We start from the raw sequence: 13,326 nt of genomic DNA, 5'->3' as shown, positions 1-13,326 counted from the left end.
TTTACAAGTCTGGTGAACGAGGAAGGAATATATGAGCGAACACAATATTGATCAAGACAATATCGACATCGATGTCGACGTTTCGACCGCAGCCACTGACGGCGATACGCCAAACGATACCCAAGAGAGTATCGCGGCGACCGCAGATCAAGCAAAAAAGCATCACGATAAACCGGCAGAAGCATATTTGCCGCTATTGGCGCTGCGTGATGTGGTGGTCTATCCGCACATGCAAATCGCCCTATTTGTCGGCCGCGCACCCTCCGTTAAAGCCGTCGAATTGGCGCAGGCGGAGTATGGCAACAAAGTACTGGTCGTGGCACAAAAAGACTCACTCACCGAAGACATTGATCAAGACAACTTGTATCAATACGGTACCGTGTGCCGCATCGTCAGCACCATGCCGCATGACAGCGACGAGAGCTGCATTAAAGTGCTGATCGAAGGTCAGTACCGTGCGCGTGTCGATACGATCGAAAACCATGATGCGCTAATGATGGCACGGTTTGAACGTGCTGACCTTGATGTAGCGATGGATGAGAGCCAGCAAAAAAACACCATTCAAGCGCTGACCACCCTGTTTGAAAGCTATGCAGATGCGCGCTTACGTAATGCGCGTGAGCTGACGCGCGTGGCGGGGCGTATCGACGACCTATTGGAGTTGGTCTATTTTATCTCGACCCGCGTATCGATGGATTTAGAGATCAAGCAATCGTTTTTAGAAAAAGACGATATCAAAACCCATATCAATACCTTGACCGAATATCTCGTCAAGCAAAGCGCGGAACAAAACATCGAGCAAGATATCCAAGAAGCCGTGCGTCAGCAGATGGAAGACAACCAGCGCGAGTACTTCTTAAACGAGAAGATGAAAGCGATCAAAAACGAGCTATCAGATCTCAATGATGGCGCGTTTGATGGTGAAGATGATGTGGCTGAGCTAGAGCAGCGTCTAGAAGATGCTGACTTGCCAGAAGATGTGCGCAAAAAAGCCGAGCAAGAGCTAAAAAAACTCAAAATGATGCCGCCTGCATCGAGTGAATCGTCAGTGGTGCGCAACTATATCGAGTGGATTTTGGACACGCCGTGGAACGCCACGACCAAGGTTTCTATCAATCTTGATAAAGCCAAAACGGTGCTGGACGAAGATCATTACGGCTTGCAAGATGTCAAAGATCGCATCTTAGAGTACCTCGCTGTCCAATCACGAGTGAAAAAACTTCGCGGCCCGATTCTGTGCTTAGTCGGCCCTCCCGGTGTTGGTAAAACGTCACTAGGTGAATCGATTGCCCGTGCTACTGGCCGTAAGTTCGTGCGTATGGCGCTTGGCGGCGTGCGTGATGAAGCAGAAATCCGTGGTCATCGCCGTACTTATATCGGTGCGATGCCGGGTAAAATCGTCCAGTCATTGGCCAAAGTCGAAGTCAAAAACCCGCTATTTTTACTCGATGAAATCGATAAAATGGCGCAAGACTTCCGCGGCGATCCAGCGTCAGCGTTGTTAGAGGTACTAGATCCTTCACAAAACGATACCTTTAACGACCATTATCTCGATATGGACTTAGACCTATCGCAAGTGATGTTTATCTGTACTGCAAACAGCATGGATATCCCGCCTGCCCTGCTGGACCGTATGGAAGTCATTCGCCTGCCGGGTTATACCGAAGAAGAAAAGGTCAACATCGCGCAGAAATACCTTGTACCAAAAGCCATCAAGCAAAATGGCCTCAAAGAAGGCGAGATTGAGATTGTCGAAGCGGCATTGCATAGCATCGTGCGTAGCTATACGCGTGAAGCTGGTGTGCGTAACCTTGAGCGTGAAGTCAATAAAATCTGCCGCAAAGTGGTACGCGGCTCGGTCGAAACCCATGGCGCCCGCGCTCCGAAAAAAGCAGAGCGTCAGCTGGTGGTGGTCGATGACAAAAACATCGATGACTATCTAGGCGTCCATCAGTACGACTATGGTCTGGCAGAAGAAGAGCCTGAGATCGGCCGCGTGACGGGACTTGCTTGGACACAAGTTGGCGGTGAGCTACTGACTATCGAAGCGGTGGCCATGAAAGGCAAAGGTGAGCTGAGCTTTACCGGATCGCTTGGTGACGTGATGAAAGAATCGATCCGTGCGGCCATGAGTGTGGTACGGGCGCGTGGCGACAGCCTAGGTATCGACTACGAAACCGTCAAAACCACTGATATCCACGTGCATATGCCAGAAGGCGCCACGCCGAAAGACGGCCCATCGGCTGGTGGTGCGCTGACCACAGCGCTGGTCTCTGCCTTAACTGGTATTGCCATTCGCCCGGATATTGCCATGACAGGCGAGATTACCCTGCGCGGTAAAATCTTACGCATCGGCGGTCTAAAAGAAAAGCTACTGGCCGCGCATCGCGGTGGCATCAAGCATGTGTTGATTCCAGAGAGTAATGAGCGCGACCTAGCTGATATCCCCGACAACGTCAAAGAAGGCTTGACCATTCAGCCAGTGGCGACAATTGATGAGATATTAAAAGTAGCGCTGGTCAGTATGCCAGTGCCACTTAAGCCTGCCAAAGTAACGGTCGATAAAACTTCTGGCAAAGCGCTACATAACTGATTTGATTGGTTATGAATCCAGCCTGATAAAAAAAGCCGCTCATCATCATGATGGGCGGTTTTTTTGCCTCATGCTTTTTAAACCCATACGATACTTACATTTATTAACCGATTGTTGCGCATTTGATGAATAACTATATTTAATGCTTGGCTATACTGATTGCGACATTAAGCAATGCTTGAGTAATTAAGCAGTGTTTGAGGACAGTTTTTGAGTACAGTATTTGAATACAGTGTTTGAGTACTTAGAAAACATGAGTACTTTGAGAAAACAGTAGACATTCATCACAACGAATAAATATAAATGGAGAGAATAATGAATAAGACAATGCTTGCAAGTGCACTACTATGTGGTTCGGCTCTTGCCATGACTGGCTGTCAAACGGTCGAAGGTCAAATGCAAACAGGCAATCCTGTCAATCAGCCAGCACTAAAATCTACCATCAAAGCCGTCGCTGGTAACCAAAATGAAGTCGGACAAGTATTCTTACGTCCAGTAGATGGCGGCGTACAGGTGTATGGTAAGCTGATGAACTTACAGCCTGGTAAGACCGTATCGCTTCATATTCACGAGACAGGCAGCTGTGCCAATATGGGTAAAGCAGCAGGCGGCCACTTCAATCCAGACAACAAACCGCACTCTAACCCCGATGACATGAATGGCCATGCAGGCGACCTGCCTAACTTGACAGCAAACGAAGATGGCGTTGCTACCATCAACTACGTCAACAAAAAAATCTCTGCGGCAGAAGCTGGCAAATACAGTGTCAACCGCTTAGCCTTTATCGTGCATAGTGGGGTTGATGATTATACCAGTCAGCCTGCGGGTAATGCAGGTGACCGTGTGGCATGTGGTATCATCGAAAAGACCTAATCGCAGTAGTTCGGTCGTAAAACATAGCCGTTCGCTAATAAAAAACCTCTTAGATCATTGAACTGACCCCCATAAGTTGGACACAACTTATGGGGTATTTTTATGGACATTAACATCGCAAGGTATGATCGAATCCAAATAAATCAGATACGCGGCTATCAGGTCGCTCACTGTATCGGTATCGAAGATTGGCTATCGTTTGGACTGATATTGATTACTCCTCAACCCACTCGCCATTACGCCAGTACACACCCCAACGCGTGGCTTTGCCGTTTTTTTCAGAGCCGATGTACTGCTCTTTTTTCTTACGTGACCAGCGCAGTATCGTTGGATTGCCATCTGGATCTTCATCTGGCCCGTCAAACAGATACTGGAATTTATCTTCCATCTTATCCTTGATAGGTCGCAGTTCAGTCAGCTTGGGCGCACGGGTTTCGCGCACTTTTGGGAACTTTGAGGCGGCGAGGAACATGCCTGCAGCGCCTTCACGCAAGATAAAATAGTCATCATGCTTGGTTGATTTAAGCTCTGGCAGATGAATCGGATCCATACGCGGCGGTGCAGCTTCACCGGTTTTTAGCACTTTGCGGGTGTTGTCGCACTGCTGACAGGCAAAATAAGGGCCAAAGCGTCCGGTCTTTAGCTCCATTTGTCCATCGCACTTATCACAATCAATGGTTGGCGCATCTGAGCCTGGGACTTCAAACTTACCTTCTTCTAAGATATAACCGTCGCAGTCAGGATTGTTACCGCAGATATGCAGTTTCAGGCCGCCATCGACGATATAGCCGTTCATCGCTGTACCACATTTGGGGCAGCGTTTTTTCTCCATCAGGTCTTTGACTTCCGCCACTTCATCGGCCGCGTCGCTTTCATCAAGATTGGCAAAAGCTTCGACTGGCATCAAGTTTTTGGTGCCTTTGCAGCGCTCTTTTGGCGGTAAGTTATAACCGGTGCAGCCTAAGAACACCCCCGTCGAGCCGGTACGCAGCTGCATTGGACGCGAGCATATATCGCAGTGCACATCGGGTACATCGGTCGGATCATTGGGGCGCATGCCGTCTTTTTCTTTGGCGCGCTCGAGCGTCTTTTTAAAGTCGCCATAAAAGTTATCCAGCACATCTTTCCAGTCTTGATCGCCTTCTGCGACGTGATCTAGCTTGTCCTCTAACGCGGCAGTAAAGGTATAGTCCATTAAGTCTGGGAAGCTTGCGGTCAATCTATCGGTGACGATATCGCCCATTTTTTCGGCAAACAAGCGCTTGTTTTCGAGCTTGACATAGCCGCGGTCTTGAATGGTGGAGATGATAGAGGCATATGTCGATGGACGGCCGATGCCTTTTTTCTCCAGCTCTTTGACAAGGCTGGCCTCTGTATAGCGCGGTGGTGGCTTGGTAAAGTGCTGGCTTGGGTCGAGCTTATCTAGGGTCAACTGATCGCCTTTTTTGACATCAGGCAGTAGCGTATCGTCCGTCTTGGCAGGCGGCATGACTTTGGTATAGCCATCAAACACCATGGTACGGCCGCGGGCTTTTAGCTCGATATCGCTTGCCGCCACAAATAAATTCACCGATAGATACTTTGCTGGCAGCATCTGACAGGCGACGAACTGACGCCAAATCAGCTCGTACAGACGTATGGCATCGCGCTCAACGCCTTTGAGCTGGGTGGATTTCATATGGACATTAGATGGGCGAATCGCCTCATGCGCCTCTTGTGCGCCTTGTTTGTTGCCATAAAAATTTGGTTTTTCTGGCACATATTTATCGCCATAGCTGTCTTCGATATAGCCACGCACAGCCGCTAAGGCATCACCAGACAAAAAAGTCGAGTCGGTACGCATATAGGTAATGTGCCCCGCCTCATACAGGCGCTGCGCCAAAATCATGGTCTTCTTCACTGAAAACCCTAAGCGTGTGCTGGCCGCTTGCTGCAAGGTCGAGGTGATAAACGGCGCACTCGGACGCGACTGCGTGGGTTTTTCCTCACGCTCTTTGACGATAAAATCGCTGGTTTTGAGTACTGCTAAGACTTTATCGGTCTGCTCTTTATTGACCAGCTTAAGCGTTTTGCCGCCTTGTTTGGTCGCCTCTAGGCGAATCGAGCTTTGCTCTGCGTCTGTCGGTGCTTTGGCATTATTAGCAGTAACGTGGGTATCGGCATGGATTTGCCAGTATTCCTCTGGAATAAAAGCGCGAATCTCATGCTCACGCTCGACCACCAGACGCATCGCAACCGACTGCACACGGCCCGCCGACAGACCACGCGCGATTTTTTGCCATAGCAGCGGCGATACCATAAAGCCGACGACACGGTCTAAAAAGCGCCGCGCTTGCTGGGCGTTGACACGATCGATATCGAGCTTTGATGGTTCTTTAAACGCATTTTGAATGGCGGATTTGGTAATCTCATTAAAAACCACACGCTGGTATTTGCTATCAGGGCCGCCGATGACTTCTTTTAGATGCCAAGCGATGGCTTCCCCTTCTCTATCCATATCCGTGGCCAGATAAATTTTGTCAGCGTCTTTGGCCAGTGCCTTTAGCTCTTTGATGACTTTGGTTTTGTTCGGCAGCACTTCATAGACGGCCGCCCAGTCATGCTCTGGATCGACACCCATACGGCGCACCAGTGCTTGCTGCGCTTTTTCTTCTTTGCTCAGCGTCTCATCTTTTTTGGCAGCGGTTGTCTTTTTTGCACTTTTACTGGCACTAACGGGCAAATCACGAACATGACCGATACTTGAGCGTACGATAAAGTCATCACCAAGGTATTTATTAATGGTTTTTGCTTTGGCGGGTGACTCGACAATCACCAACGACTTGCCTTTTTTTGGGCTATCGGTCGCGGATGCTGGAGTTTTTTTGGTTGTGGTTTTTGCCATATGTGACGACACCATAATATAAGTAGATGAAAAGTAGGTTTAAATTCAGCAGCATGGCAATTTATGGTAGCTAAGTATATTCGCTCAGCGATTTATTGTAGTAATGGCTGCCAATAAAAACGGTTATGAAACAAACACTAACCATAATACAAAGCGCACGTTATAAAGACGTTACACTGCTAAGTATTAAGCTGTCAACTGCAAATGACTGAGAGTTTGCCAAAAGTGCTTGCATATTGCTATTAAATGGAGACGAAAAATTGCTTTACCAGCTTTAGGGTTTTTTTTGCATTTGTCGCGCCCATTTGTCTAAGTTTGCCTTTAGGGCCAATAGATCAGTCTCAATCATTTTTTGTTGATAGGCGGGGTTGGTTGCTGGACGCACATAGGCGATATCTTCCCAGTAAATCACGATGCTATTGGCTTTGGTCAACAGCCCTTTGACAAAAGGCTCGATACTCGCAGGCAAGTCCAGCGGCGCTTTATCCAAAGCAAAGTTGGCCGGTTTGATGACAGGCTTGCTATGAGTCGCGCGAATCGCACTTGGCACCACAAGCTTGCTGTCATCTGCACTCGTATCGACAAAGCTACTATCTGGTCGCCACTGTCCATCAATCACCTGATAGCGCGCATGGGGCAGCTGGATATCGTCCAGTATGAGGCAGTACTGCCCAAGCATGCCGCGGCCATACTCGTTGTCACGGCCTTTGATCCAATCAGGGCAACTGACCAGCTTTGGGTTGAGCTGCAAGCGGCGTGCTGTCATGCGCAGCTTATCCAAGCGCTGATCAATACCGTTCGGTTTGAGCGCCATCATACTCCCTAACACAAATAGTACAATGATAACGCCGATCAATATTCCCATGATGGTCTGGCCTTTTGACTAAAAACAATGATATGAAAAATATAACGCTCACCACTGGCGGCTAAAAAGCGCGCGGATAGACACTTATAATGCGTATCAACGCCTAAAAATCAAGCAAGCCATACACAATAGCCGCAAATGCTTGTAGCGCGCCTCCGTGCTATCATTCTTATGGATTCACTGGTATATCAATTACTTATCGATATACAAAAACACCAATACTCACAAGATACAAAAAGCTGGTAGCGCTAAAAGGTGCTATGATAAACCATAATTTTAAACGCGCGCAGGTTTATTATGAATTATCTTCTTCAGCAAAACTCATCGAGCACCGCGTCACGCCGCAAAGTCGCCACGCTAGCAAGCGATATACAAACCAGCCGACACGGTATACAAAAAAGCCGAGCAAGCCTGAGCTTGGCGACGATAGGTACGGCCGTGCTACTACTATCAGGCTGCGCCACGACTCAGAGTCTAACGCCGCAGCAGTGCCAAGCCAGCAATTGGCAGGAGGTCGGCTACGCAGATGGTATCCGTGGTCGCTCAGGGGCGTACTTTGGACACTATACCAATCAATGCGCAAGCATCGGCGGTGCGATGCCCAATCGCATCCAATGGGAGCAAGGACGCCAGCAAGGCCTAAAAACCTACTGCACCGAGCTCAACGCCTATAAGCTGGGCCGCGAAGGCTACGACTGGCAGCCTGTTTGTCCGTTGGAGGGCATTGAAAAGCTAGAAGAGGCCTACTCGCAAGGGCGCTACTATTATATTCGTCAGCGCGACCTCGACTATCTGCGCACGCCTTATCCATTCGGCTATGGGTCTGGACGCTTGGGCTATGGTTATCGTCCTTTTGGTTACGCTTGGTAATAGGGTCTACCAAACCCAAAATAAAGGAAACCTCGCAAGGTTACCCGAGCGAGGCTGGAGAAAGCATTTATTATTTTGATTTTTCTTATTGTTGTTTTGGTGGTTTTTCTGTTGATCGGCGCGCTGCTACTTTTTGCCACTCTGCTGCTATAACTGCCCGTTTACTCGCACTTTATACCGCCTACTTTATATGACCTACCTTATATAGGCTACTCATTGACAAAGGCTATCTTGGTCAGTCCTGCTTGGCTAGCGGCGGCCAGTACTTGTGCCACGGTATCGTACTTGCTGTCTTTGTCAGCGCGTAGCTGCACCGAAGGATCCTCGCCTGTTGCACTTTGCTCTTGTAGCCTCGCCTCTAGCGTGTCCATACTAATTGGATCGCTGTCCCAAAATATGCCCGCGTCTTTATCAATACTGATTTGAATGGCTTTTGGTGGCGGCTCAGTGACTGCTGCGCTGGTTTTTGGCAAGTCCAATGGCACTGCTGGATTGAGCACCGTCGCCGTCAATAAAAATATAATCATCAAGACCAGCATGATATCAATCAGCGGAATGAGGTTCATCTCATTCATACTCTGACTATCATCATCACCCAGTTGAAATGCCATAATTATCCTCAATACGTTTGGTTATTGATGCACCGTTTGTACTCGTTTGGCGCACTGCTGCCCATTTATGCCCCAGCAGCGACTAGCCCTGCGATGGCGCTGAGCTACGATAGTGCGTGGCGTGTGGCGCGTCTCTTTGGGCGATCTGCTGATCTTTTGTGACCTGAGTCGCAGTGACAGTACTAGGACGGCTATTGGTCGCTACCTGCTTAGCAGATGTCGCCAACAAATCATGGGCTCGGTCATTGGCATGGTACATCACTCGGCGATTGATACGCACCGAGAGGTTATAAAACACCACCGCTGGGATGGCAACCGCGATGCCAAGGCCTGTCATAATCAGCGCCTCACCGACAGGCCCTGCCACTTGTCCGAGTCCTGCTTGTCCGGTCATGCCGATATTGTGCAGCGCATGAAAGATACCCCATACCGTCCCAAATAGCCCGATAAAGGGCGCAATCGCAGCGGTCGTGCCAAGGATAGGCAGGCCGCGCTCACTGGCAAAGCGGTAGCGGCCGATATGCTTGAGCAATGTCTGCTCGGTGACTAGGCGACGCTGCGCGGCATCACAGCCGGCCAGCTCAGGCTGCTTAGCGGTAATCTGCTCTCTCAAATCGTCTGCGACAGTAGCGGCCAGTTTGCGACTTTGTATTACGCGAACAATCCCCGTCACCCAAGAGACGATAGACAAGATAAGTAGCAAAAAGAACAAGGTTTTGGTCACCATGTCGCTGATTTGCCAGTAGTGCATAAAGTCCATGCCAGACTCCTTAATGTTTAATATCATCCTATGATAGCGCGGCGTATATCACAGCTAGCCTTATCATAAAGAATCATAAAATTATAAATATCTTTTAAATTAATGAGGTAAATTCAATAAAATGCGCGCTAAGGTACAGCGTAGCTGACTGGTAGTGTTACATTGCCCACCACGGGCACGCCGTTTTGTGTAAAGGGTTTAAACTTGCCAGAGCGAACTTGACGCTGCGCTGCATTATCCACACTTGGATTGCCTGACGGCTGCGACACTCGCACACTATCAATGCCGCCTTGCTTGTTGACCCTCAACACCAACACCACATTAAACGTATCGCCTGATTGAGCATTTCGAGCAGCACGCCTAGGAAAGCTCCATCTCGGCGGTGATGCCCAATCAGCATTACTGGCAGTAAAGTTCACTGGCGTATTGCTTGCTGCAGCTTTTGCTTGAGCGGCTCTTTGCGCGGCTTGCTGGGCAGCCAGTGCTTCTGCTCTTTCTCTAGCCGCTTTCTCTGCCGCCAACCTCTCAGCCTCTTGCGCTGCTGCTCTATCACGGGCTTCTTGCTCAGCCTTCTGCTGTTCTTGCTCCTTTATACGACGCTCCTCAGCTCTGCGACGCTCCTCAGTTCTGCGTTGTTCATCAGCCGCGTGGGTATCGACTTTAGGCTCAGCTGCCGGTGTTTTTGGCGCTTCTGTTTTAATGATGTCAGGCTGCTTTTCTATTACTTTTTTAGGCGGCGTTGCTTTCTTCGGTGGCGTTGCTTTAGGCGGTTTTTCTTTGATAACCGGCTCTTTGATCGGTTTTGGTTGAGCCTTGACGGTAGGCGCGGCTTTAGGTTTTGGCGGCGCTGGCTGCACTTTTGGCGACTCTTGCTCTACCACGGCGACAGGCTCTTTTTGCAAAGTCACCATTTCTATCTCAATGGGCGGCGTTTGAATTTTTGCTTCTACTGGTTTTTCAGGCGCTTTCATCGCTACGAGCGCGGCGACAGTCAAGGCATGAAGGCCGACGACGACCACGACAGCGGCGAGCGTCAGTTTGGGAGATGGCGCGTCTAAAATCGTTGAACTCATAACACTCTAATATTCAGTGACCGAGGTAGAATGGTGTAGATGATAGTGCAAACGATAATTATTATCAATAATAAATTGTGTTAATTTTATTAGCCAAAGCCTAAATCAGTCGTACCCGATAAAACAACGTGCTTGTTTTATTTGTAATTGGCAATACGTTAATAAAAACCATTATCATTTATATTGATAATGAGTCTCAATTAATTTATCATGACCGATTATCTATCCGATAAGACCGCTTGAGTACACTTAACTTACAATATCAATATCAACGAGCGCTTGGATAGTGAATGTACGAACGATAATAATACCGCTGAGCATCGTCTTGCCTATCATCCTATGTGATACATCTGCAAGACCAGCTCTTTTTTTATATGAGCCGTGTGGTGACTGTGATGGTTTTCAGACCGTCATTGACGTTTTACAAGCTGACTACGTTGTCTCTACACCCCTCACCCAGCTGATTTACCGAGTTATTTATGTCTACTACTGTATTATCCAACCGCTTCTCTAGCACTTTTTTTAAACGTCCCTTATGGACGGCGATAGCCACCGCCCTTGCCGCGACGATCAGCGTGGCAGGCTGCAGCTCTCCTGAGTCCAACGACTCAGAGCCTGCGGACGCTCAGACCGAAAACCCAACCGCTGACCATGCCGAAAACGTCGCCAATAACGATGCTGTCTCGACACATACCATTACTGTCGATACCGCCAGAGGGGATATCGATCTGGCAATGAATCCATCGCCATTGGTCGTCTATGACATGACCTTGCTACAGGATTTGGCGGCGCTGGACGTGGCTGTCGATGGAGCGCCAAGTGGCCTACATTTGGACAACTTGCATTCAGAGACGCAACCTGAGCCAAAAGAAGTGGGCACGGTATTTGAGCCAGATCTTGAGGCTCTAAACGCCATGCAGCCCCAAGCTATCTTGGTCGGCTCGCGGATGGCCGAAAAATACGATGCGCTCTCAAGCATCGCGCCAACCCTAGATATGACCATCGATACGGCCAACATCTATGAGTCCAGTAAACAGCGTTTGCATGATCTTGGCGCGCTGTTTGGTAAAAGCGCCCAAGCAGCCAAATTACAAAACAATATCGACAGCCTAATCACAGAGACCAAAGCCGTCACCAAAGACAGTGGCACCGGTCTGGTGGTGATGGTCAATGGCAATAAAATGTCTGTCTATGGCGCTGACTCACGCTATGGCTTTATTCATAATGTCGTCAATGTGCCGATCGCTGACGATCACATCAAAGACGGTCGTCATGGTCAGCCGATCTCTTTTGAATATCTACAAAAGACCAACCCTGATTGGCTATTCGTCGTCGATCGTAGCGCCGCTATCGGTGAAGACAGCGTGGGTGCCAAAGCAGTCTTAGACAATCCGCTGGTCGCCCAAACCACCGCGTGGCAAAAAGACCAAGTGGTTTATCTAAGTCCAGATTCTTATCTCGCCTTTGGTGGTTATTATCAATGGATACAAGATCTGACCACTATTAAAAATGCGTTTGCAAGCGCACAATAAACGCGGCAACCATACCAGCTATTTTTTGACCTATTATTTAATGAGCCAGTAGCCGTTATGTCGTTATTTTCATCGCGTGCCCAGACCCACGCCAATAGTCTTGAGACCAGTCCCGCTTTGCCCACATCATCACCTTGGCAAATCGGCAGCAAGGCTCTGAGCCACACGCGTCAGCATGCGGCCATACCGCCATGGCTTATCAACACAGTCAGCCTCATCATGATGGGGCTTTTGGTGTTATTAAGTTTATCCATTGGGGTGGCGGATTTTTCGTGGTCTGGTATTTTTCATAGCCTCATCAACCATAGCGCCAACTCAGACAGCTCGCTACTACTGGTGAGCCGCATACCGCGTACCATTGCCATTATTTTGACCGGTGTCGCCATGGCGGTGGCAGGGATGATCATGCAAGTGGTGCTAAAAAACCGCTTCGTCGAGCCATCGATGGTAGGGGCAACGCAAAGCGCAGCACTGGGTTTATTGGTCGTCAGCCTGCTGTTCCCTGCCAGTGCGCTACTGGTCAAGATGGGTGTCGCCACCATCGCGGCAGTCGGTGGCATGATGCTGTTTATGCTACTCATTCACCGTATTCCGCCGACGGATTTTTTGATGATTCCGCTCATCGGTATCGTCTTTGGCGGTATCATCGAGGCGGTGACGACCTTTATTGCCTATCAGACCGAGACGCTACAGATGCTCAGTGTTTGGCAATTTGGCGACTTCTCTGGCGTTTTGGCAGGGCGTTATGAGCTGCTATGGCTAACGGGCGCGCTGTGCGTGCTGGCTTATATCATCGCTGATAAGCTAACCATCGTCGGGCTAGGCGATAATATCGCTTTAAACTTGGGCATTAGTAAGCGGCAGGTCACTTGGCTTGGCGTCGGTATGGTGGCGATGATGAGCGCGGTCGTCGTCGTGACGGTGGGCATGATTCCTTTTATTGGCTTGGTGGTGCCCAATATCGTCAGCCGGCTGATGGGCGATAAGCTGCGCCGTAGCTTGCCAGCTGTCGCGCTACTGGGCGCATCGGCAGTATTGCTCTGCGATATCATCGGGCGCTCTATCCGCTACCCGTTTGAAGTGCCGGTCGCCACGGTGTTTGGTGTGGTCGGCACGGTGCTGTTTTTATGGCTGTTATTACGCGCGCCTGCTGAGCGATAAGGCGTCTTGTAATAAGGCACCTCATAACAATGTAACGCATAATAACGCATCTGGCCATAAAGTAGCTGACTCACCACCATTGACCCTTTTCTTTATTTATTCGT

The 13,326-nt window shown here is 49.2% G+C and carries 10 protein-coding genes; 5 read left to right on the top strand and 5 right to left on the bottom strand.

Going from position 1 to position 13,326, the window contains the following annotated elements; genetic code table 11:
• Positions 1-31 precede the first annotated feature (31 nt).
• Both lon and J3491_RS03090 read left to right on the top strand, forming a co-directional pair.
• Entirely contained in the window at positions 32-2,593 is a 2,562-nt protein-coding gene (lon, locus tag J3491_RS03095; RefSeq protein WP_243456061.1) for an endopeptidase La, read from the top strand.
• Positions 2,594-2,908: 315 nt separating this feature from the next.
• A complete protein-coding gene (locus tag J3491_RS03090; RefSeq protein WP_075100559.1) occupies positions 2,909-3,466 on the top strand; it encodes a superoxide dismutase family protein in 558 nt (185 codons plus the stop codon).
• 214 nt (positions 3,467-3,680) lie between these two features.
• Here J3491_RS03090 and topA read toward each other — a convergent pair whose 3' ends face one another.
• A complete protein-coding gene (gene topA, locus J3491_RS03085; protein WP_207969173.1) occupies positions 3,681-6,350 on the bottom strand; it encodes a type I DNA topoisomerase in 2,670 nt (889 codons plus the stop codon).
• Between the two features lie 274 nt (positions 6,351-6,624).
• The gene (locus J3491_RS03080) at positions 6,625-7,215 is read right to left on the bottom strand and encodes a hypothetical protein (protein WP_075100557.1); all 591 of its coding nucleotides are present in this window, start codon (positions 7,213-7,215) and stop codon (positions 6,625-6,627) included.
• A 297-nt stretch (positions 7,216-7,512) separates the two neighbouring features.
• Here J3491_RS03080 and J3491_RS03075 point away from each other — a divergent pair, with 297 nt between their 5' ends.
• On the top strand, positions 7,513-8,085 hold the full coding sequence (locus J3491_RS03075; protein WP_207969172.1) for a DUF2799 domain-containing protein: 573 nt from the start codon (positions 7,513-7,515) through the stop codon (positions 8,083-8,085).
• 209 nt (positions 8,086-8,294) lie between these two features.
• Here the strand turns inward: J3491_RS03075 and J3491_RS03070 are convergent, their stop codons facing one another.
• From J3491_RS03070 to J3491_RS03060, 3 genes are all read right to left on the bottom strand, one after another.
• Positions 8,295-8,696 carry an ExbD/TolR family protein gene (locus J3491_RS03070; RefSeq protein WP_207969171.1) on the bottom strand — a complete coding sequence of 134 codons (402 nt, stop codon included), beginning with the start codon at positions 8,694-8,696 and terminating at the stop codon, positions 8,295-8,297.
• Between the two features lie 82 nt (positions 8,697-8,778).
• Positions 8,779-9,456 carry a MotA/TolQ/ExbB proton channel family protein gene (locus J3491_RS03065; protein ID WP_207969170.1) on the bottom strand — a complete coding sequence of 226 codons (678 nt, stop codon included), beginning with the start codon at positions 9,454-9,456 and terminating at the stop codon, positions 8,779-8,781.
• Between the two features lie 128 nt (positions 9,457-9,584).
• The gene (locus tag J3491_RS03060; protein ID WP_207969169.1) at positions 9,585-10,529 is read right to left on the bottom strand and encodes an energy transducer TonB; all 945 of its coding nucleotides are present in this window, start codon (positions 10,527-10,529) and stop codon (positions 9,585-9,587) included.
• A gap of 479 nt (positions 10,530-11,008) precedes the next feature.
• On the opposite strand from J3491_RS03060, the gene J3491_RS03055 reads away from it, so the two are divergent.
• Positions 11,009-12,061: a siderophore ABC transporter substrate-binding protein gene (locus J3491_RS03055; RefSeq protein WP_207969168.1), complete on the top strand. Its 1,053-nt coding sequence runs from the start codon at positions 11,009-11,011 to the stop codon at positions 12,059-12,061.
• A gap of 219 nt (positions 12,062-12,280) precedes the next feature.
• The gene (locus tag J3491_RS03050; RefSeq protein WP_156410090.1) at positions 12,281-13,222 is read left to right on the top strand and encodes an ABC transporter permease; all 942 of its coding nucleotides are present in this window, start codon (positions 12,281-12,283) and stop codon (positions 13,220-13,222) included.
• The last annotated feature ends 104 nt before the right edge of the window (positions 13,223-13,326 follow it).

Source organism: Psychrobacter halodurans, from assembly GCF_017498075.1.
Taxonomy (GTDB): Bacteria; Pseudomonadota; Gammaproteobacteria; order Pseudomonadales; family Moraxellaceae; genus Psychrobacter; species Psychrobacter celer.
This window is presented reverse-complemented; position numbering and strand designations above follow the sequence as displayed.